This window comes from Chryseobacterium sp. G0201 (assembly GCF_003815655.1).
Taxonomy (GTDB): domain Bacteria; phylum Bacteroidota; class Bacteroidia; order Flavobacteriales; family Weeksellaceae; genus Chryseobacterium.
The window spans coordinates 2,037,859-2,060,455 of record NZ_CP033917.1; the positions used below are offsets into that span (position 1 = coordinate 2,037,859).

Genomic DNA, 22,597 nt, shown 5'->3' on the forward strand with positions numbered 1-22,597 from the left:
CTTTAAAACATTCACCCAAGCCTATAACCTAAAATCAACTACCTGCAACCAAATAAATGAAAAACTTATACATCAATACACGCTTTTTTTTCGCACTCATTGGAGTGGGGATCCTTTATGTTTTTGCGTTTTTCTTTCCGATTTTAATGGTTGTTGCGCATAGTGTTTTGGTCTTGTGTTTTCTTGCGGTGATGGTTGATTATTTATTAATTTTTAACCAAAAAGACGGCATTTTGGCACAAAGAGTCTTACCAGAGAAATTATCCAACGGTGACGAGAATCCTGTAAAAATTGATATAAAAAATAATTACAGTTTTAAGATCAATGCTAAAATTATTGATGAAATTCCGTTTCAGTTTCAAAAGAGAGATTTTTTAATTAAAAAACTGATCGAATCCGGGCGAAATACTTATTTTCAATATACTTTAGAACCAAAAGAAAGAGGAGAATATAATTTTGGAAGCTTAAATATTTATGCTTCATCGCCAATAGGTTTTATTTCTAAAAGATTTAGGTTTCAAAAAGATGCTAATTTAGCTTCGTATCCGTCATTTGTACATTTGAGAAAGTACGAATTAATGGCTCTGCAAAGCGAGTTTTTAATGGGCGGAATTAAAAAGATCCGAAAGCTCGGTCACACCATGGAATTTGAGCAGATCAAAGAATATGTTCCCGGTGATGATATCAGAACGATCAATTGGAAGGCGACTTCCAAAACAAACCGTTTAATGGTCAACCAGTTTCAGGATGAGAAATCACAGCGTATTTTTATGTTGATTGATACCGGAAGAACGATGAAAATGCCTTTCAAAGGATTAAGCCTTTTGGATTATTCCATCAATGCAACCATGGCGCTGTCTCATATTATTTTGAAAAAAGGAGACAGGGCTGGAATGATGACTTTCTCGAAGAAGACCGAAAATAAAATTGCGGCGGAAAATAAATCCGGTCAGCTTAAAAAGATCTCGGAAGCACTTTATAATATCAATACCAACTTTTTTGAAAGTGACTTTAACAGATTATATCAAGACGTAAAATATTCTATCAATCAGAGAAGTTTAATTTTATTATTTACAAATTTTGAAACATTGGATGGATTAAACCGTCAATTAAAATATCTCCGCGGAATTGCAAAAAATCATTTGTTGGTTGTTGTGTTTTTCAAAAATGCAGAACTTCATACTTTGATCGATAAAAATCCGGAAAGTATGCAGGAAATCTATGATGAAATTATTGCTGAGAAATTTGAGTTTGAAAAGAAATTGATCATTCAGGAACTTCGTAAATACGGAATTTATACGGTGTATACGCTTCCTGAAAATTTAAATATCGATGTTATCAATAAATATTTAGAGATAAAAGCGAGAGGAATTTTATAATTTTGCCTTATTATAATTTTAAATACTTATTCTATATATTGAATCATTTAACATTTATCAATTATCATTTATAAATAAATCACATGAAAATAACACTTAACAGAATAAACGACGATTTTTTATTTGAATGTACGAATTCTCAAGGAAATTCTATTCTTTTGGATAATACAACACAACCCGGCGCAAAAGGAGTTTCTCCAATGGAAAGTGTTTTAATGGCAGTTGCAGGATGCAGCGGAATAGACATTGTTTCTATCCTTAAAAAACAAAGACAGGAGATTACAGATTTTAAAGCAGAAGTTGAAGGAGAGAGAGTTCAGATCGAAGATGCAAAACCTTTTAAAGCAATTAAAGTTAAATTTTTACTAGAAGGAAATATCGATCCCAAAAAAGCGCAAAAAGCTGCAGAATTATCTTTCGAAAAATACTGTTCAGTTTCTAAAACTTTGGAACCCAATGTAGAAATTGGTTATGAAGTTTTTGTGAATGGAGAAAAGATTTAAGCTAAAAAACGTAAAATAAAAAACCCGGATTTGATGTCCGGGTTTTTGTTTGTCAATAATTTGGGTATTATCTTTTAATGATTTTTGTGCTTTTTACGGTACCGTCTTTTGCTGTCAGTGTTAAAATGTATACTCCTGCTTTCACACCTTCCAAATGTAATGCTGAAGATGGATTATCAAAAGTTTTCACAGTAATCCCTGAAAGATCTGTAACCACAGCACGTTTCACGTTGTCTGATTTTTCAATATTTAAAACATCCGTGAACGGATTAGGATAAGCAACGATTTGTTTTTCGGCTTTTACCTCACTTGTAGCTAAAACCAATGGCTCTAAAGTTATAATAACCTTCCATGTATTATCATCAACAAGGTTATAATCTGCACTACAGTCAGATCCACCATAAGTTCTCCAGGCTCTCAGTTCAAAATTTACATTTCCTGTAAGGTCATTTGCTAAAGTTAAACCTGATCTTTCATAAGAGAAAGTTCCTGTGGTACCGCCTGAACCAGATGTTACAGATGGTTCTGAAGTACCATTGGTTGTACAAACTAACAAACTCTTTTGTTCAGACATCCATCCGTTTCCTTGAGTGGTCATCGTATAAGATACACCGGTTGATTTTATTTTGTAACCTGCCGGAACTGCCACTGTAAGTAAGCCCGGACAGTTTGTTGTCGCTGTAATGCTTGGTGTACCGCTGCTGTACATTGTATTGATAACTCCTGATGTGTAGCTTGTAGAGACTTGCCCGGTAGCAAACTCTTTCATTTTCCAGAAACCTTGTGATGAGCCACAATTTGATCTTACCCAGAAATAATACGTCTGCCCTGTAGCCAAACTATTTAAGGTTACGGAAGTATTTCCTGCTGCTACGCTTCCTGTGGGGGTAGTTGTCGCAGTTGGGGCATTAGGAGAAGTGCTTACATAGTATTGATAGCCTGATAAAGGTGCGCTGGCAGGAGCTGTCCAGTTCAAAGTAGCGCCTGTCATCGTAGAAGTATACGTAATATTGGATGGTGAAGCGCATGCAGCATAGAGATCTGCCGAAAAAGCAAAAATATTAGGAACTCCTCCTGATACTTTGGTTACTGTAACACTTTGTATATTTTTTGACTGATTCCCGGCATCTATTGCTAACGGAATTTGATATAATCTAGGATCTGTTCCGCCTCCGGCTTCTAAATTGTCATTATTGATATTAATCCTTCCAATCCCCTGAATGGCAAAATTTGATCCATAATACCAATCTGAGATATCAACTCCACTAAAAGTTTGAGTGGTAGAATCTGAAAAATTAACGGTAACATTTACTGTACAGTCACCACTTCCGCCAGTTGCCAACATGTATAAACTCAGAACCGGTGTAGGTGTTGAAAAAGTTAATGTTCCGGAATCATTTACGTTTTGTAGTCTTAAAGAATTGTTGGAGCTGTAAGGTGCAAGCTGATAACTCAATCCCGAAGTGGATCCTACAGCCGAATTGATAATTCTGTTAATAGGAAGTCCATAAGTGAGCGCTGTACTTGAAGAGGTCAATTGAAAATCCCTAGATACAAAAGCATAACTCACGCCGTCTACATCATTGTTGGTAGATGAAGCTGAGGGGCCAACTCCGTTTGCGATAACATCGGCATTGAAACCGCTTTGAATTGCTATCGACTGATATTCCTGCGCTTTAATTTGATTAATAAACATGCTTGATAATACCAAGCCCGTAATAGGTAGTAGTTTTGTTTTCATAGAAGCAGTAATGATTTTTGTTGTGCTAATATATGTATTATGTTGTAAATAATTTAATAAAATTTTAAAATTAATATTAAATTTTAATTAAAAATGTTTTTTAGGTGTCTTTGCTTTATTTATTAATAATTAGATAGTAATTAATTATAAAAAATACCCTTCCATTGAATGAAAGGGTAGAATATTGAAAAATGATTTCCTTAGTTTTTAATGATCTTTTTAGTAAGTGTTTCTTTTTCTGTAATAATTTTAAGAATATATATTCCCGAAGTATTACTATGAATAGAAACTTTCGTGTTTTGAGAATTAATTCCTATTTGTTTCTGAATAATTCTTCCCTGCGCATCATAAATTTCAATTGAATTGATCTTAGAATCAGCAGCTATATTCACATCTCCTTTCGTAGGATTTGGATAAATATTCACAGAATTTTTTTCGTTTGAAATATTATTTGTTGATAATACGGGACCGGTTGTGTTGCAATCGGTATAAACAGCACAAGTTGTATTACCCATCATATCTAATTGATCCTGTATGGCCGCAGCTTCGCTCGCATCACAACATATGAATTGACTTGGTGATGCAATAAGGTAATCAATCATTTCATTTACACCATTTTTTATGTATAATCTTTCCAATACAGAAGATGCTAAGATGAAGTTTTGCATGTTTGGACAATTATTTACATTCAGACTTTTTAGATAATTATCACCATTTAGGGTTGGCATATTACTGTCATAAAACTCATTGTAACCATAGTCTTTAATAAGAATTGATTGTAATTTCTGATGTCCGCTAAAATCTATATCAACGAATTTATTATATCCAATCGAAATCAACTCTAAGTTTGGAGTACTGTGAATGTTGAAGGCAGTCAGATTATTATTAAAAACATGAAGCTTTTTTAAGTTGTTTGAACTTCCTTGAATGCTGGTTATCATGTTAGAATTACAGTCTAATATTTCTACACTTGGCATTTTTAATAGATTCACATTTGTAATTTTGTTTGCCGTTACGGATAATGCTTTGATATTTGGGCTGTTATCCATCAAAATATTATCTATGGTTGTAAGCAAGCCTTTATAGGCAATAATTTCTTGTAAGTTTGGACAATTTTTTACATTTAGGTTGGTAAGACTTGTTCTCGCAACATTGGTAGAAACTAAATTTGTACAACCTTCTAGATTCACATCTCTTAAAGCCAATTTTTCCGGGGAAGAAATATGGTTCGGACCAAAATAATCTTGATGGTTATGATTAAATTGAGTCAGAGAAATACAATTTTTTAGATTAACCATTTCTAAGGCACTTTGAAAACTCAAATCAATATTTATAAGTGATGTACAGTTTTCACCTTTTAAATATTTCAACCTCATTCCTTTTTCTGGTAAGCTAGTTGGTGTAAAAGAATTGTTTTCAATGCTTATTTCTAGGCTAGTCAAGTTGGCCATATTACTTACATCAATTCCTCTTAAAGGATGATCATTAAATGCTATAGTTTCTAGATTTGGAGAACCTTTTAAATCTACATCATATAAGCTGCCCCAATAATAGAATTGTGTTTGCCCCATATTTTCTAGCCCGACACCATCATATTTAATTTTTTTCAAATTAATCATTCCATACGTATTGATAGAGCTTAAAGATGTAGGAGTAATAGGATAAGATTCATTCAAATCCAATTCTTTAATTTGAGAAAGCTCAGACAATTGTAAAATACCATCTACGTTTGCATCAATTTTAAAATATTGATTACTAAGATTTTTTGCAACCATATTAGATGAGGATGAATAAAGTAATGCTGCTTTAAAAGTCGGATCAAGATAAGGTATTGTACTAATTGTTTGTGAAATACTTCCTGTGGATGGTAAAATATCAGAACTGTCTTTTAAAACTTCCGTTAATACAGGATTGTTCGAAACATTAAGTGTTTGAATGTTATTCGGATGCGCATCAATAAAAGACAAACCTGAAAGCTGATTTCCGGATAAATTAACGGTAATAAGATTAGGTAAATTTGATACGTTGATATAAATAAGGCTGTTGTTAGCTAAATCAATATTCTTGATGTTTGGGGAATATTGAAAATAAGCACCAGCGATATTATTATTGTTGGCTATAATTGTTTGCAGGCTTTCCAACCCCTGTAATTCTAATCTTTGAATGGTGTTATTAGAGCAGTCAAGTTTTACAAGATTTCTGAATTGAAATATTCCGTCAAGTTCATGTATATTAGAATTTGATAAATTCAGTTCACTTACTTTTTCAGCTTCATTTTTACTAATATCTCCATCTGCATTTGCATCTACTGCAAAATAATTTCCGTTTAGATCCTTTGCTATCATATTTCCTGATGAGGAAGCAACTAGTTTTGCTTTAAAATTTCCTTCCAGATTCAATATTTGCGCTTTTAATCCCAACATGAACATCGAGAAAGAAAGCAAAAGAAATAATTTTGTTTTCATAGTATAATTTTTTATTGTGTGTTTTAATTTTAGCTGATTTTATTCTTTTTAAGAAAAAATATTGATGTTTGATAAAAAATATTATCAAGAAAATATTAGCAGATTTATTGAGTAATTAATTGCTTTTTGGTGTTAAAAAAGAAACCAGCTTTAAAAAGCAAGATATAGACAGAGCAGTTCTGTTTAAGTTTTCCTAATAAGAATATTAGGAAAGCAAAAGGGAATTTTGTTTTCATTTGTGTTTTTGTGATGCAAATATAAATAAATTATAGATATCTCGCGACTATTATAATTTAGATATAAATCTATAGATTCAGTCCATAAAAAAGCCCCTTAAAAAGAGGCTTAGAATTATATCGTCATTCTGGGTTTCATTAATTTTGCGACGGTGGCAGTCCATCCAGTTTGATGTGATGCGCCAACTCCGCGACCATTATCTCCATGGAAATATTCAAAGAAAGTGATGTAATTTTTAAAATTTTCATCATGATTAAATGTCGCATTTCCTCCATTGAAAGCTCTTTCTCCATTTTCATCTTTTAAGAATATAGAGCAAAGCCTGCCGCTGATATTTTGGGCAACTTCGTCAAGATTTCTTTTGTCACCGCTTCCAGTTGGTAATTCTACCTTTAAACTGTTTCCGTAATAAAAATGGAAGCGTTGCAAACTTTCCACGATCAGAAAATTGATAGGAAACCAAATTGGACCTCTCCAGTTGCTGTTTCCTCCAAACATTCTGCTGTCACTTTCTGCGGGAGTATAATAGACCCTATTTTCTCTACCATGTACAGAAAACACAAACGGGTTTTCTTCATATACTTTAGACATTGCCCTGATTCCGTACGAGCTTAAAAATTCTTTTTCATCAAGCATTCTTGTCAGAACTTTCGACAATCTGTTTTTACGCAGAATACTCATCAAATGCTTTCTTCCGTGACCTTCCTCTTCCCAATGAGACACAAGTTTTGTTAATTCCGGTTTGTTTTTTAAGATCCATTCCATTCTTGTCGTAAAGTTTGGCATCTTATCAAGCAAATGATGATCAATAACTTCCACAGCAAACAAAGGAATTAGCCCGACAATACTCCTTAAACGTAAAGTAGCACTTTCACCGTTTCCTAGTTGAAGCACGTCATAGAAAAATCCGTCTTCTTCGTTCCATAGACCTTCTTTTCCGTCACCCATGTTTTCCATGGCTTCAGCAATGTAAAGATAATGTTCAAAGAATTTGATCGCCATATCTTCGTAAACCTGATAATATTGAGCAAGTTCCATTGCCATTCTCATCATATTCAGAGCGTACATTGCCATCCAGCTTGTTCCGTCGGCTTGTTCGAGATGCTGACCGTCTTTCAATTCCATATTTCGGTCAAAAGCTCCGATATTATCGAGTCCTAAGAATCCTCCACCAAAGATATTTTTTCCGTTTTTGTCTTTTCTGTTAACCCACCAAGTAAAATTTAGAAGCAGTTTTTGAAAAACTTTTTCTAAAAATAAAAGATCAGGTTTTCCATTTGTTTTTTCATCGATTTTAAAAACACGGAAGCACGACCAGGCATGAACTGGCGGATTTACATCACTCAAGTTCCATTCGTAAGCCGGAAGTTGTCCGTTCGGATGCATGTACCATTCTTTGGTCAATAAAAGAAGCTGGTTTTTGGCAAATTCAGCATCAATGATGGCAAAAGGAACACAGTGGAAAGCCAGATCCCAAGTTGCATACCAAGGATATTCCCACTTATCAGGCATGGAAATAATGTCTTTGTTATGCATGTGATTCCACTCCGTATTTCTTACATAATTATTGAAATCTCTTGGAGCCTCAAAATTAGGATCACCTTTTAACCATTTTCCAACATTATAATGATAAAATTGTTTGTTCCAAAGTAATCCTGCGAAAGCTTGTCTTTGTACATTTTTTTCGTCTTCACTGTTTACATCATGCTGAATTTCATGATAATATTCATCAGCTTCGGAAATTCTTGTTCTAAAAATTTCATCAAATTGATTAAATGGTTCATCAGTTTCATTCGGAGAAAGTCTGAAATCAAAAGTTTTTGATTCTCCGGCTCCAATCATTTCATCAATTAAAAAAGAAGCTTTTGTACCTCTTTTTTCTGGATTTACAGTATTACTTCCATAAATGATATGATCATTAATTCCGTCTTTAAAATAGGTGTTTCCGGAATAAAGTGTTCCGTATAATTTGGGACAATTCGTCTCATTTTCACAAAAAACGCTATTTGAATTACTCTTTCTGGAATAGAATTTTTTAATAGAAATACTGTCATGATTAATATCGATACAGCTTTCCGAAGAAGCATTTAGCTGACCTTTGTAAGTATTGTAGCCCCATTTCCAGTTGTTTCTGAACCAGACGGTCGGAGCAACCAATATAGGCGCATCATTCTGACTTCTGTTGGCTACCGTTACCCTTACTAAAATATCATTATGTTCAGCTTTACAATATTCAATGAAAATATCAAAATATTCATTGTTATTAAAGATTCCGGTATCAAAAATCTCGTATTCAGGTTCTTTTTTGCTTCGTCTCCCATTTTCGGAAATTAATTGATCATAAGGAAACTCGTTGATGGGATATTTATATACCATCTTCATGTAACTGTGAGTAGGGGTGTTGTCTAAATAATAAAAGATTTCTTTAATATCTTCACCATGATTTCCCTGATGATTGCTCAACCCGAAAAATCGCTCTTTTACCATCTTATCTTTTTTGTTCCAGAAAGAAAGCGCAAAACATAAAAGCTGCTTCGGATCAGAGATTCCTGCGATGCCTTCTTCTGCCCATCTGTAAGCATAGCTTTCGGCTTTGTCATGACTTGTAGATCCCCACGCATTGCCGTCCGGACTGTAGTCTTCACGCACATTTCCCCATTGTCGGTTACTTACATAAGGTCCCCAGTTTTTCCAGTCTTTATCTTGTAATCTTTGTTTTTCAACACTCATATTTCATCACTTTTCATTACGAAGGTAAGTTTTTTGAAAAATAATTCCAACATTTTGAATTTGAAGAATACTTAACATGTCCTTGGAACTCTTTTGTTTAAAGGCTTTTCGAGATTAAATTAAATTTTTATAAATATTTAAAAGAAAATTTCTATCTTTGCAGCATTCGATCATTCACATATTGAAAATGTTATCAAGAAAGGTTGAGGGATTAGACCCTGTGAAACCTTAGCAACCCTTTGCGCAAGCGAAGAAGGTGCTACGTTCTACCAAAATTTATTTGGACAGATAACTTACTGAAGTTCTTTCAGCCATTTCTAATGGCATTTTCAAATTGTATTATCAAAAAGTATAATAGAATTGAAAACAGAACTAAACTATATTAATCTTTCGTATCAAACGAATTCCAAAAAGGAATACAATATCCCGTTGAGCTATCAGCTTTTCGGGAAAGACCTGTTTTCAGCACCGATCATTTTAGTTAATCATGCCTTAACCGGAAATTCAGATGTTTCAGGAGAAAAAGGATGGTGGAAAAAATTAATTGGTGAAAATCAGGTTATCGATACAAACAAATATACAGTTCTGTGTTTCAATATTCCCGGAAACGGTTATGATAATTTTTTAATTGATGAATATGAAGATTTCACGCCTTCAGATATTGCCAATATCTTTTTAAAAGGCCTTGAAAAACTTAATATAAAAAACTTGTACGCCATTATTGGAGGTTCTCTAGGAGGTGGAATCGGCTGGGAAATGTTGACAAAAAATCCAAATCTTGCCGAGATCTTCATCCCAATTGCCTGCGATTACAAAACGCACGATTGGCTTCATGCACAATGTCTGGTTCAGAAATTTTTATTAAATGGAAATGATAAACCACTGCAAAAAGCCAGAATTCATGCGATGTTGTGTTACAGAACACCTCAATCTTTAAACGATAGATTTCAAAACAAATATAATCAGGAAAAACAGCTTTTAGAATCGGAAGATTGGCTTGTTTATCACGGAAATTCATTAAACGAAAGATTTAGTTTAAAATCTTATAAACTGATGAATCATCTATTAATGAACATTAACGCAGAAGAAATTCAATTGGAGAAAATCCAGGCGCGAATGCACATGATCTCCGTTGATACAGACTTATTCTTTCCTGCTTCCGAAATCCGAATGTGTTTTGAAAAGCTTAAAGAAAAAAAGGAAAATATTTTCTATCACGAGATCAAATCAATTCATGGGCACGACGCCTTCTTAATGGAATACGAACAATTAAATAAAATCATTAAAAATATTTTATAGACGATGAAAAATGCTAACGAAATAAAATTTTTGAAAAACAGATCAATCATTAAATTTGAAGGAGAGGATTTCTTAGGTGAAATAGGGATTGACGGACGAATTTTTAAAGCGCTTACTTTAGCGCGAATCAGTGTTGGAGTAATTTCTCAACAGGCAATTGAAAACGGATTATCAATTTTGGTTCAGGAAGCTGACTCTGAAAAAGCGGTAAATTGTCTGATTGACGAATTTGAAGCAGAAAGAAAATCAGGGAAAGTTTCTCAGATTTACAGCATAAATAATGTGTCAGTTTTAGGCTTTGTTGCAGAAGATTTCAACAAAATTTTGGCAGAATTAGCTAGAAATAACGTTTTCCCGTTACTTTTAAATCAAGTAGCAAGTGAAGGACGTGTAAATATCGTGGTAACTTCTTCGCAAGATGAAAAAGCGAAAAATATCATCGAATCCGAAATTTCTAAAAAACCAAAAACGGTTCATTTAGCAATTATCGGTCATGGAAATGTGGGAAAAACTTTGATCGAACAGGTTTTACAGTCATCAGAAGAAATCAGAAGACGTAAAAAAATCGATCTTAAAGTTGTTGCAGTTGCCAATTCAAGAAAAATTGCTTTCAACAAGAAAGGTTTTGATGCCAACTGGAATGATGAGGTTTTAACGGCAGAAAGTCCGTCAGATGTTCAGGAATTAATTAAATTCTCGAAAGAAAATCAACTGGAAAACCTGATCGTTGTTGATAATACCGCGAGTAAAGATTTTGTTCATAATTATCATGCTTTAGCAGAAAATGGATTTGACTTGGTCTCTTCCAATAAAATTTTCAACACACTTCCAATCGAAGAATACCGTAAACTAAGATATACGTTGAACAAAAATAACAGACGTTATTTGTATGAAACGAATGTTGGGGCGGGTTTACCATTAATCGATACAATAAAATTATTACACCTTTCAGGAGAAAATATCACAAGAATCAAAGGCGTATTCTCCGGAACATTGAGCTATGTTTTCAATAATTTTTCTTTGAGAAATGATAAATTTTCAACAATCATCAATGAAGCTTTAGAAAAAGGTTATACAGAACCGGATCCAAGAGAAGACTTGTCAGGAAATGATGTTGCTAGAAAATTATTGATTCTGGCTAGAGAACTAGATTTAATAAATGAATTTGACGATATCAATGTTCAAAATTTAGTACCTGAAAGTTTATCATCTATTTCTAAACCGGAATTTCTTACAAGACTTGCAGAATTAGATGATGAATACCAAAAAATAAAGGAAAACCAAGAACCTGGTCATGTATTAAGATATGTTGGAGATTTACATGGAGATCTGCAAAAAGATAAAGGTGAATTGGATGTGAAATTAATTTCTGTTCCCGCAACTTCCGCTTTAGGACAATTAAAAGGTTCAGATTCAATCTTTGAAATTTATACTGAAAGTTATGGTGAAAACCCAATCGTAATCATGGGAGCTGGAGCCGGAGCGCAAGTTACCGCAAGAGGTGTTTTCGGAGATATTTTAAGAGTAAGCGAAACTAAATAATCAGCGAACCCGAAGGGTTCAATATCAATAGCCGTAGGTGAAACCTATGGAACAAAATAATAACAAACAACCGTAAATAAAACCTACGGAAAATATAGAAATGGAAAACGAAAATTTTGAAACCTTCGCAATAAGAACGCAAACTGAAAGAACCCAGTTTGATGAGCATTCTACGCCATTATATCTTACATCCAGCTTTATTTTTGAGGATGCGGAAGATATGAGAGCAAGTTTTGCCGAAGAAAAGCCAAAGAATTTATACAGCCGATTTTCAAATCCTAATGTAACGGAATTCACAGATAAAATTGTGAAAATGGAAGGCGCAGAAGCAGGATATGCTTTTGCAACAGGAATGGCCGCGATCTATTCAACTTTTGCAACTTTATTGAATGCCGGAGATCACATTGTGAGCTGTCAGTCAGTTTTCGGATCTACTCACACGTTGTTTACAAAATATTTCCCGAAATGGAATATCGAAACAACTTATTTCAAAGCGCAAGATGCAGAAAACGTAGAAAAATATATTCAACCAAATACCAAGATTTTATACCTTGAAACACCTACAAATCCTGCGATTGAAGTATTAGATTTAGAGTTTTTTGGAAAAATAGCAAAAAAGCATAACCTTATTTTTATTGTAGATAATTGTTTTGCAACACCTTATCTTCAACAGCCGATTAAATATGGTGCAGATGTTGTTGTTCATTCAGCAACAAAATTGATCGATGGTCAAGGGCGTGTTTTAGGTGGAGTAGCGGTTGGTAGAGAAGACTTGATTCGTGAAATTTACCTTTTTGCAAGAAATACGGGACCTGCAATGTCGCCTTTCAACGCTTGGGTTCTATCAAAAAGCTTGGAAACATTAGCAATTCGTGTAGAAAAGCACTGCGAAAATGCTTTAAAAGTAGCCGAGTTTTTAGAAAGTCATCCGAATGTAGAATTAACAAAATATCCATTCCTGTCATCTCATCCAAGTTATGAAGTGGCAAAAAAACAGATGAAGTTGGGCGGAAATATCGTTGCATTCGAAATCAAAGGCGGAATTGAAGGCGGAAGAAACTTTTTAGATAAAATAAAAATGTGTTCTCTTTCTGCCAATCTTGGTGATACCAGAACGATTGTTACGCATCCGGCTTCTACCACGCACTCGAAATTATCAGATGAAGAAAGAAATGAAGTAGGAATTACGGCTGGTTTGGTTCGTTGTTCGGTAGGCTTGGAAAATGTAGACGATATCATCGCAGATCTGAAACAGGCATTGGATTAAAATAATTTGGGCAGCTATCTCCGCCTTCCGCTCCCGCTTTTTTTGTTTCGCTTTGCTACACAAAAAAGAGCTCCGCTCAAGTCGGGCTGCAAAAGAACCCGGAGGGTTCAACAACAATAGCCATAGGTGAAACCTGTGGAAAAAATATTAATCATTAATTCAACGATGAAAAATAAATAAAAATGAAAAATTCAGAACAATTATATAAAGCATTATCCGAAAGAATCCTTGTGTTAGACGGAGCAATGGGAACAATGCTTCAGCGATATAAATTCGAGGAAGAAGATTACCGTGGCGACCGTTTCAAGGATTATGAGCATCCTGTAAAAGGAAATAATGATCTACTTTCATTAACGCAGCCTCATGCGATCGAGGAAGTTCACAAAAAATATCTGGAAGCAGGAGCAGACATCATCGAAACCAATACTTTTTCAGGAACAACCATTGCGATGGCAGATTACCACATGGAAGATCTGGTGTACGAACTGAATTATGAGTCGGCAAAAATTGCAAGAAAAGCTTGTGATGAATTTACAGCTCAAAATCCTGATAAACCAAGATTTGTAGCGGGTTCGATCGGACCAACGAACAGAACGGCAAGTTTAAGTCCGGATGTAAACGACCCAGGATACAGAGCAATCACTTTTGACGAATTGAGAATTGCCTACAAACAACAGTCTGAAGCTTTACTAGACGGAGGTTCAGATATTTTATTGGTTGAAACTATTTTCGATACGTTAAATGCAAAAGCAGCACTTTTCGCAATTGATGAAATTAATGAAGAAAGAGGAATTAAAATCCCGATCATGGTTTCAGGAACAATTACCGACGCTTCAGGAAGAACATTGAGTGGACAAACCGCAGAAGCATTTTTGATCTCAGTTTCACATTTGAATTTATTGAGTGTTGGTTTTAACTGTGCTTTGGGAGCCAATCAATTAACTCCCTATTTGGAAACGTTGGCACATAATTCAGATTTCTTTGTTTCAGCTTATCCTAATGCAGGTCTTCCTAACGCGTTCGGAAAATATGATGAAACACCAGAATTTATGGCAGAACAAATCAGAGAATATGTAGAAAAAGGACTCATCAATATTATCGGAGGTTGCTGTGGAACAACGCCAGATCATATCAAAGCAATTGCAGATTTGGTTGATAAATATGAGCCGAGAAAAGTGAGAGAAATTGTATAAATTTTTCAACATTTATTGCTTAAGATTAAAGCTACTAATTTATTTTAGAAGAATACACAATTAATGAAATATTTAAGACTATCAGGCCTAGAGCCTTTGATTATAACGCCGGAAAGTAATTTCATCAATGTTGGTGAAAGAACGAATGTTGCCGGTTCAAAAAAGTTTTTAAGATTAATTAAAGAAGAGAAATTTTCTGAAGCTTTGGATATTGCCCGTCATCAGGTTGAAGGTGGTGCGCAGATCCTTGACGTTAATTTTGATGACGGATTGATCGATGGAAAAGCTTCCATGATAAAATTCCTGAACTTAGTAGGTTCAGAACCTGATATTTCCAGAATCCCGATTATGATCGACTCATCAAAATGGGAGATCTTGGAAGCCGGATTGCAGGTTGTTCAAGGAAAATCTGTAGTAAATTCTATCAGTTTAAAAGGAGGTAAAGAGGAGTTTGTCAAACAGGCTAAAGCAATCAAAAGATACGGTGCAGCGGTTATTGTCATGGCATTTGATGAAGACGGACAAGCTGATACCTACGATCGCAGACTTGAAATCACAAAAAGATCGTATGATATTTTAGTTGATGAAGTGAAGTTTCCGGCTGAGGATATTATTTTTGATTTAAATATTTTCCCTGTTGCAACGGGAATGGACGAACATAGAAGAAATGCAATCGACTTCATCGAAGCAACAAGATGGGTTCGTCAAAACCTTCCATATGCGTCTGTAAGCGGAGGTGTAAGCAATGTTTCGTTCTCGTTCCGCGGAAATGATACAGTGAGAGAAGCAATGCACTCGGTTTTCCTTTATCATGCGATTCAGGCGGGAATGAATATCGGAATTGTAAACCCTGCAATGTTGGAGGTTTATGATGAAATTAATAAAGAATTATTAGGTCTTGTAGAAGACGTAATTCTCGATAAAAGAGAAGACGCAACAGAAAGGTTGTTGGATTATTCTGAAAAGAATAAATCTGTCAAAAAAGAAGTTGTTGAAGAACTAGAATGGCGTACCAGACCTTTGCAGGAAAGGATTACGCATTCTTTAGTAAAAGGAATCGACCGTTTTATTGAAGAAGATGTAGAAGAAGCAAGGTTACAATCTGCCAAGCCTTTGCATGTTATTGAAGTTAATTTAATGACAGGAATGGGCGTTGTCGGTGACTTGTTCGGAAGCGGAAAAATGTTCCTGCCACAAGTTGTAAAATCAGCAAGGGTAATGAAAAAGGCAGTGGCCTATTTACAGCCATTTATTGAAGCTGAAAAAGACGGTGAAAGACCTGCTAACGGTAAAATTTTAATGGCAACGGTAAAAGGAGACGTTCATGATATTGGTAAAAACATCGTGAGCGTTGTGTTGGGCTGTAACAATTACGAAATTGTTGACCTTGGGGTAATGGTTCCTGCCGAAAAGATTATTCAGGCTGCGATTGAACATAATGTTGATGTTATCGGTTTGAGCGGTCTGATCACGCCAAGTTTAGATGAAATGGTGTACATCGCATCAGAATTAGAGCGTCAGAATCTTAATTTTCCTTTATTGATCGGTGGTGCAACGACTTCAAAAGCACATACAGCGGTAAAAATAGATTTAAAATATAAAAATGCAGTTGTTCACGTTAATGATGCTTCAAGAGCGGTAAATGTGGTGAGTTCTTTGTTGGGAGACAGAAATAAAGAATATGTAAGCGATTTAAAGAATGACTATTCAGATTTCCGTGAAAAGTTTCTGAACAGACAGATTGACAAAGAATATGTGTCTATTGAAGATGCAAGAAAAGATAAATTTAAAATCGATTGGGAAAACGAAGAAATTTTCACACCGAATAATTTAGGGATACAGGTTTTTGAAGGTCAGGATTTGAATGAATTGGTTCCGTTTATCGACTGGTCGCCGTTTTTCAGAAGTTGGGATCTTCACGGGAAGTACCCGAATATTTTTGATGATGAGGTAGTAGGAGAGCAGGCTAAAGAATTATTTAAAGATGCTCAGGTTATTTTAAAGAAAATTTTAAATGAAAAATCATTGACAGCTAAAGCGATCTTCGGAATTTTTAAGGCAAATTCAACTGAAGATGATGATATTTTGATCTTTGATGAAAATGGTCAACAGCAATCGAAATTCATCACATTAAGACAACAACTTCAAAAATCCAAAGGGAAAGAATATTTAGCATTAAGCGATTTTATTGCTCCTCAAAGTTCAGGAAAAACTGATTATGTGGGAGCTTTCTGTGTGACAACAGGTTTCGGGACTGATGAATTATCAGATGAATATGAAAAAGCTAATGATGATTATAATGCAATTATGGTAAAAGCTTTGGCAGACCGTTTTGCAGAAGCTTATGCTGAATTTTTACATAAAAAAGTAAGAACAGAATATTGGGGATACGCCAATCAGGAAAATTTAAGTAATGATGACTTAATTGCTGAAAAATATAAAGGAGTTCGTCCCGCACCGGGTTATCCGGCTTGTCCGGACCACTTGGAAAAACATGCCATTTGGGATCTTTTAAAAGTGGAAGAAAATATCGGAGTTTATCTTACAGAAAGCTTAGCAATGTTTCCGACAGCTGCCGTTTCCGGATATTATTTCGGAAGTCCGCATGCAAAATATTTTGGACTCGGAAAAATTACAGAAGACCAGTTGAAAGACTATTCGAAGAGAAAAGGAATTTCTTTACAGGAAGCGAGAAAATGGTTGTCACCTAATTTAGCAGATTAATATGTCAAAAGAATATATAAAAAACGTTCTTCAAAAATTTGATGATCATCTAAATATTGAAAATAATAATCGGATTATTTTCTCAGGAAAATTTGGTATTGGAAAGTCATATTTCTTAAATGAGTTTTTTAAAGATGAAAATTATGAAAAAGAATATTTTCCAATTTTCTTAAATCCAATAAATTATTCTATTGCATCTAATGATGATATTTTTGAATTAATAAAATTTGATATATTATTTCAAATTTTAAGTAAAGATGTTATAGTATTTGAAAATTTAAAATTTTCAAAAGGAAATCTTTTACATCAATATTTTTCAAATAAGTTTTTAGAAGATTTTATTTCAACGACAGATTTAATTGGTGAAAATATAATGGAAGAACAGGCTTCAGGATCTTTTGGATTGCTTAAGAATTTGGGAAAATTAATAGGAAAGCTTTCTGAAGTAGGCGTTAAAGATTTTGAAAGTTTTAAAAATAAGATTGAGGGAAATCCTGAGTTAGATATTATAAAAAATTTCTTTACTGATCAACAAAGTAAATTAGGTTCCTTATATGAAAGCAATGCGATCACACAATTAATTTATGACTTAGTTAAAGATATTGAAAAAACGAGTGAAAAAAAGATAGTTTTAGTAATTGATGACTTAGATAGAATTGATCCAGAACACATTTTTAGAATTCTGAATATTTTTTCAGCACATGATAAACTGGGTGAGAATAAATTTGGCTTTGAAAAAGTTATTTTAGTTTGTGATATAAAAAATATTGAAAATATTTATCATCATTTCTATGGTGAGAATGTAGACTTTTTCGGATATATAAATAAATTTTATTCTTTAGACGTTTATAATTATTCCAATATTGATTATGTTAAGTGGTTTAATGTAAATTTTTCAGAAGATCAATATAATGCTGAAAATGTTGAGTTTTTAAGATTCATTTTTTCAGATGCTATTATAAAAAATTATATTTCTGCAAGACAACTATTTAATAATGATTTCTCAAGATTAGGTATTTCAAATTTTTATAATTCAATTGTTGATCAAAAATTTACTGTTATTTCTAATAATCAGAGCATTGGATTTTTTTCTTTGTTTCAACCCATTTACTCAATTTTAAAAACTATAATTCGATATTTTGGTAGTTCAAATAATTTCCTAAAATATTTAGACGATGTTGAATTTCAACAACTTTCGAGATTTCAAGATATATTAGGAGCAATGTATTTATTCATTAATCTTCGAAAAGAAATTAATGAGTCAGGAAATCAAATTTTTAGTACACCCTATAATTTTACTATAACTTATGATGGATATAGCAAATATCAATTTGAAGGTGATTTTAGAAGTGCTGATTTAAAGATGTTTTTTAAGGACGTAATAAACCAATATAATCAAATAACTGAAATTAATTAGAATGAAGATTACAGAACACATAAAAAATGCAAACGGAAAAACTTTGTTCTCCTTAGAAGTTGTTCCGCCTCAGAAAGGAATCGGAATTGAAGATTTGTATAGAAATATAGACCCTTTGATGGAATTTAAACCTCCTTTTATTGATGTGACGACTTCTCGCGAAGAATATATTTACATTGATAAAGGTAACGGTCTGATGGAACGTAAAATTACCAGAATGCGTCCCGGAACATTGGGGATTTGTTCGGCAATTCAGCATAAATATAATGTAGATACCGTTCCACACTTACTTTGTGGAGGATTTACGAAAGAAGAAACAGAATATCTTTTGGTTGACTGTATGTATCTTGGGATTGATAATGTGATGGCGCTTCGTGGTGACGCGATGAAAGGACATCAATATTTTGAACCAACAAAAGGAGGTCATGAAAGTGCGATGGATTTGGTTCATCAAATCAATGATTTAGGAAGAGGAAAATATCTCCATGATGAACAGGCTTGTGAAGAAAACAACAAATTCTGCATTGGAGTAGCCGGTTATCCTGAAAAACATATGGAAGCACCTTCCATGAATTACGATTTAAAATGGCTAAAACAAAAAGTAGATGCCGGAGCAGATTATATCGTGACCCAAATGTTTTTTGATAATAAAAGATTTATCGAGTTTGTGACAAAAGCCAGAGAAATGGGAATTACAGTTCCAATTATCCCCGGAATTAAACCTATTGCAACAAAAAGACATTTAAAGTTATTGCCACAGGTTTTCAAAATCGATTTACCGGAAGATTTAATTAATGCAGTGGAAAGTGCTAAAAACAATGAAGCCGTAAAACAAATCGGAGTAGAATGGGCAATTAATCAATGCAAAGAACTTCTTGATTTTGGAGTGCCTGTTTTACACTTTTACTCAATGGGGAAAAGTGACAATATTAAAAAAGTAGCCGGAGAGTTATTCTAAAGTAAAAATAATATTTGATTTTTTAAGCCTTGCTTTTTAGCAGGGCTTTTGTATTTGAAGAAGATTTTTTATAGTAAATATTTAATGATTATTGTGAATTGTAGTAAAGTTACTATATTAAAATATATTTTTTAATATAATTTTTAAATTAGAAATCATATATTGGTTTAAAAATTCAGTTTATGAAAAAAATTATATTATTTCTAGGTTTTATTTCTTTATCTACAACTTTTAGCGCGCAAGTTGGTATCAACACTGCAAATCCTCAAACGACTCTAGATGTTGTTGGAAATGGAGCTTCTGCAACGATCAAAGACGGTTTTAGAGCTCCAAGAATTACAAAACAACAATTAGCCGCCAAGTCTGCCGGAGTATATGGGGCAACAGAAAGTGGGGCGCTTGTTTATGTTACAGATATTACGGCTCCTTCAGGTATAACTCCAAGTTTAACGCAGGTTGCAGAAGTTTCGGGCTCGGGTTATTATTACTTTGACGGTTCAATTTGGAAGCAGGTGGTAAATTCTACTGGTTTTACCAATATTTATAACTCAAATGGAACGCTTACTGGACTTAGAACAGTAACAACGGGTGGAAATCAATTAAATTTTAATAACAGTACAAATAGTAGTGTATCTATAGTTACTAATGCTACAGAGGGTAGAGTGACGACCTCCGGAACAGATAGAGCATCAATCGCAATGTCTTCAGGAACATCTGTTTTAAATCTTTTTCAGGATAACGCTGGTGTTGCTCAAATAACAACAACTGGAGCATCTACGGGAATGAATATATTTACAACCAATACGACTCCTATTACTCTTGGAACCAATAATTTAGCTAGGGTGACTGTAACAAGTGGAGGAAATGTAGGTGTTGGCACTGCAGCGCCCGAGACAAAATTACATGTGATTTCTGGTACTGCAACTTCTAACAGGTATAATATTGTAGATGCGGCTAATTCTACTAATCAATATGCAATGATTGCTTTAAGAAATACCTCACCTTTGGCGACAGGTAATTATTCTTTGCTAGGATTTACCAATAGCGGACCTACATCCGGCGGTGCCAATTGGGGGTTAGGAAGTGTGCGTACCGGAGCTACTGCAGTCAATGGTTCTGAAGAAGATTTTTATGTAGGTAATTCGTTAGGAGGTAACTTGCTTGAACGTTTTAGAATCAGTTCAGCAGGAAATGTAGGAATCGGAACAAGTACTCCTGCAAGAAGACTTCATGTCAATGCCAATTCAAGTGCAGTAAGATTTGAAAGTCTGGCAACATTGCCTACCAACACAGCCGCTACAGGTCTGGTTATTGATACGAATGGAGATATTTATAAAAATAATACAGTTTCTGTAGAAGGGCAGATTCTTAGAATAGGTTTGAATGCGGCTACTTATGCAACAACGACGGAAGTTGGATTAAGATTTAATTCTAATGATACCGCAACAGAGATGGGAAATGCTCCAAACTCAGCGCCTAACTTTATTAATACAATTGTAGGAGGAACTATAAATGCCGGGGTTGCTGCAACGGCAGGGCAAGGTGCACCTGCAAGAGTAGCGGATCAAATTTTATTACAACCAGGAATTTACAAAATACAGGTAAGGCTTGTTGGGAGTTTTGCAGCAGCAAGTGCTTTAAATAATGTTTTTCTAAAGAGTATTGTAAATAATAATGAGTATTCTTTGGTAAATTTTACCAATAATTCAAATCAGACCACAACTTATTATTTTGATGACTTTATTAATATCACAGGAGCTGCACAAACAGTTGATTTTACGATAAGCCCCGGAACTAATACTTTCACTACATCATCAAGTGAAACTCCAGGTACCGGACGATCTTATAGAAGTTTGATTTTGATACAGAGGTTGAGATAATAATTTAATTTATTTATAAAGAGTTTCGGCGCAGCCAAAGGCTGCACCGAAACTCTGTCTTATAACATCGGATGTCTTTCAAAAACCTTCTCTCTATCAAACAAATATCTATAAGTCGCCAATTTCCTAGTCACTTCCGTATCTAAATTTTCTGCAATCTTTATCATTTTAGGGTTAAAATCACCGATCCATTGAAGTTCGGTAACTTTAAAGTCCGTGTGTTTTCTTAAATGTTGAGTGCCTTCCCAAATCATATAACCCTCAAGTCCTTTTTTTTGCCATTCAGGGACAACACCGAAGACAAGTCCAACCATTTTTTCATTCTTTTTGAATTTTTTGATCCATAAAAACTTTAGTTTCTCAATAAATCCAAATTTCCCATTCATATATTTAAACCATTGATTCAAATCCGGGATATTCATCCACATGGCAACGGGTTTTTCATTTTCATAAACAAACCACGAAATATGTTCATTGATGATCGGTTTCATCGTTTTAAACATCTTCAATGTCTTTGCTTCCTCAAGCTGTTTTCCTTCTCCGTGAGCGGCCCAGGCTTTGTTGTAAATTTCAGTAAAATCTTTAGCAAACTTTTCAAGATTATTCTTTTTCAACGGTTTTGCTGAAATGGCAGGATTTTTACTGTGTTTTGCATGCATTACCGTAAAAACTCTCGAAACTTCCGCGAAAATTGGCCTTGAAAAACAAAGCTGTTCAAAATAAATTTGAAAACCATAATTCTCAAGAAGCTCTTTATAATAAGGAAAATTATAATTCATTCCATATAAAGGTTCTATAAAACCATCGATAAGCAATCCCCAGAATTTGTCTCTTTCACCGAAGTTTATAGGTCCGTCCATCGCTTCCATTCCTCTTTCCTGAAGCCATTTTTTAGAATAATCAAAAATAAAATTAGCCGTTTCCTGATCGTTGATACAATCAAAGAACCCAATTCCTCCGGTTGGTTGATTTTGTTCGTATAATTGATTGATAAAAACTGCAATTTTCCCAATGGTTTTATTGTCTTTATTTTTGAATATAAATCTTTTGCATTCTCCGGTTTTGAAGAATTTATTTTTTTGAGGATCAAAAATAGCTTCAATATCTTTATCTAAAGGTCTGATGTAGTTTTTGTCATGTTGATAAAGTCTGACAGGGAATTCTAGAAATTCCTTTTTCTGATTTTCATGGTGTACTTCTTCAGCAATAATCATAACTTTTATACGAATGAGGAGATGAGGTAATATTTTTGGGTTAAATTG

14 protein-coding genes and 1 riboswitch are annotated in these 22,597 nt (G+C 34.0%); of the genes, 10 read left to right on the top strand and 4 right to left on the bottom strand.

Features of this window, described 5'->3' with window-relative positions:
- The first annotated feature begins 56 nt into the window (after window positions 1-56).
- On the top strand, window positions 57-1,379 hold the full coding sequence (locus EG348_RS09225) for a DUF58 domain-containing protein (RefSeq protein WP_123982669.1): 1,323 nt from the start codon (window positions 57-59) through the stop codon (window positions 1,377-1,379).
- Between the two features lie 83 nt (window positions 1,380-1,462).
- Complete coding sequence (locus EG348_RS09230; RefSeq protein ID WP_123982672.1) at window positions 1,463-1,882, top strand: OsmC family protein; 420 nt, start codon at window positions 1,463-1,465, stop codon at window positions 1,880-1,882.
- A 67-nt stretch (window positions 1,883-1,949) separates the two neighbouring features.
- Here the strand turns inward: EG348_RS09230 and EG348_RS09235 are convergent, their stop codons facing one another.
- The 3 genes from EG348_RS09235 to EG348_RS09245 form a co-directional block, all read right to left on the bottom strand.
- Window positions 1,950-3,623: a T9SS type A sorting domain-containing protein gene (locus tag EG348_RS09235; protein ID WP_123982674.1), complete on the bottom strand. Its 1,674-nt coding sequence runs from the start codon at window positions 3,621-3,623 to the stop codon at window positions 1,950-1,952.
- Between the two features lie 200 nt (window positions 3,624-3,823).
- Window positions 3,824-6,088: a T9SS type A sorting domain-containing protein gene (locus EG348_RS09240; RefSeq protein WP_123982676.1), complete on the bottom strand. Its 2,265-nt coding sequence runs from the start codon at window positions 6,086-6,088 to the stop codon at window positions 3,824-3,826.
- A 351-nt stretch (window positions 6,089-6,439) separates the two neighbouring features.
- The gene (locus EG348_RS09245; protein ID WP_123982678.1) at window positions 6,440-9,055 is read right to left on the bottom strand and encodes an MGH1-like glycoside hydrolase domain-containing protein; all 2,616 of its coding nucleotides are present in this window, start codon (window positions 9,053-9,055) and stop codon (window positions 6,440-6,442) included.
- Between the two features lie 187 nt (window positions 9,056-9,242).
- A riboswitch (SAM riboswitch) is annotated at window positions 9,243-9,350 on the top strand.
- Window positions 9,351-9,415: 65 nt separating this feature from the next.
- Here EG348_RS09245 and EG348_RS09250 point away from each other — a divergent pair.
- The 8 genes from EG348_RS09250 to EG348_RS09285 all read left to right on the top strand — a co-directional run bounded on the left by EG348_RS09250 (window position 9,416) and on the right by EG348_RS09285 (window position 21,335).
- A complete protein-coding gene (locus EG348_RS09250; protein WP_123982679.1) occupies window positions 9,416-10,354 on the top strand; it encodes an alpha/beta fold hydrolase in 939 nt (312 codons plus the stop codon).
- A 3-nt stretch (window positions 10,355-10,357) separates the two neighbouring features.
- Window positions 10,358-11,896: an ACT domain-containing protein gene (locus tag EG348_RS09255; protein ID WP_123982681.1), complete on the top strand. Its 1,539-nt coding sequence runs from the start codon at window positions 10,358-10,360 to the stop codon at window positions 11,894-11,896.
- A gap of 100 nt (window positions 11,897-11,996) precedes the next feature.
- Window positions 11,997-13,163 carry an O-succinylhomoserine sulfhydrylase gene (locus EG348_RS09260; RefSeq protein WP_123982683.1) on the top strand — a complete coding sequence of 389 codons (1,167 nt, stop codon included), beginning with the start codon at window positions 11,997-11,999 and terminating at the stop codon, window positions 13,161-13,163.
- Window positions 13,164-13,345: 182 nt separating this feature from the next.
- The gene (locus tag EG348_RS09265; protein WP_123982685.1) at window positions 13,346-14,356 is read left to right on the top strand and encodes a homocysteine S-methyltransferase family protein; all 1,011 of its coding nucleotides are present in this window, start codon (window positions 13,346-13,348) and stop codon (window positions 14,354-14,356) included.
- Window positions 14,357-14,419: 63 nt separating this feature from the next.
- Window positions 14,420-17,080 carry a methionine synthase gene (gene metH / locus EG348_RS09270; protein ID WP_123982687.1) on the top strand — a complete coding sequence of 887 codons (2,661 nt, stop codon included), beginning with the start codon at window positions 14,420-14,422 and terminating at the stop codon, window positions 17,078-17,080.
- A gap of 1 nt (window position 17,081) precedes the next feature.
- On the top strand, window positions 17,082-18,497 hold the full coding sequence (locus tag EG348_RS09275; protein WP_123982689.1) for a P-loop NTPase fold protein: 1,416 nt from the start codon (window positions 17,082-17,084) through the stop codon (window positions 18,495-18,497).
- Between the two features lies 1 nt (window position 18,498).
- A complete protein-coding gene (metF, locus tag EG348_RS09280) occupies window positions 18,499-19,455 on the top strand; it encodes a methylenetetrahydrofolate reductase [NAD(P)H] (protein ID WP_123982691.1) in 957 nt (318 codons plus the stop codon).
- 182 nt (window positions 19,456-19,637) lie between these two features.
- Window positions 19,638-21,335, top strand: coding sequence for a hypothetical protein (locus tag EG348_RS09285; protein ID WP_123982694.1), 1,698 nt, complete (start codon window positions 19,638-19,640; stop codon window positions 21,333-21,335).
- A 59-nt stretch (window positions 21,336-21,394) separates the two neighbouring features.
- Here the strand turns inward: EG348_RS09285 and EG348_RS09290 are convergent, their stop codons facing one another.
- A complete protein-coding gene (locus EG348_RS09290) occupies window positions 21,395-22,549 on the bottom strand; it encodes a hypothetical protein (protein WP_123982696.1) in 1,155 nt (384 codons plus the stop codon).
- Between the last annotated feature and the right edge of the window lie 48 nt (window positions 22,550-22,597).

Bases quoted from the DNA above. Each gene is read 5' to 3' on its own strand.
- EG348_RS09235 (WP_123982674.1), bottom strand. From the start codon at position 3,623: ATGAAAACAAAACTACTACCTATTACGGGCTTGGTATTATCAAGCATG.
- EG348_RS09245 (WP_123982678.1), bottom strand. From the start codon at position 9,055: ATGAGTGTTGAAAAACAAAGATTACAAGATAAAGACTGGAAAAACTGG.
- EG348_RS09240 (WP_123982676.1), bottom strand. From the start codon at position 6,088: ATGAAAACAAAATTATTTCTTTTGCTTTCTTTCTCGATGTTCATGTTG.
- EG348_RS09290 (WP_123982696.1), bottom strand. From the start codon at position 22,549: ATGATTATTGCTGAAGAAGTACACCATGAAAATCAGAAAAAGGAATTT.
- metH (WP_123982687.1), top strand. From the start codon at position 14,420: ATGAAATATTTAAGACTATCAGGCCTAGAGCCTTTGATTATAACGCCG.
- EG348_RS09285 (WP_123982694.1), top strand. From the start codon at position 19,638: ATGAAAAAAATTATATTATTTCTAGGTTTTATTTCTTTATCTACAACT.
- EG348_RS09265 (WP_123982685.1), top strand. From the start codon at position 13,346: ATGAAAAATTCAGAACAATTATATAAAGCATTATCCGAAAGAATCCTT.
- EG348_RS09230 (WP_123982672.1), top strand. From the start codon at position 1,463: ATGAAAATAACACTTAACAGAATAAACGACGATTTTTTATTTGAATGT.
- EG348_RS09255 (WP_123982681.1), top strand. From the start codon at position 10,358: ATGAAAAATGCTAACGAAATAAAATTTTTGAAAAACAGATCAATCATT.
- metF (WP_123982691.1), top strand. From the start codon at position 18,499: ATGAAGATTACAGAACACATAAAAAATGCAAACGGAAAAACTTTGTTC.
- EG348_RS09275 (WP_123982689.1), top strand. From the start codon at position 17,082: ATGTCAAAAGAATATATAAAAAACGTTCTTCAAAAATTTGATGATCAT.
- EG348_RS09260 (WP_123982683.1), top strand. From the start codon at position 11,997: ATGGAAAACGAAAATTTTGAAACCTTCGCAATAAGAACGCAAACTGAA.
- EG348_RS09225 (WP_123982669.1), top strand. From the start codon at position 57: ATGAAAAACTTATACATCAATACACGCTTTTTTTTCGCACTCATTGGA.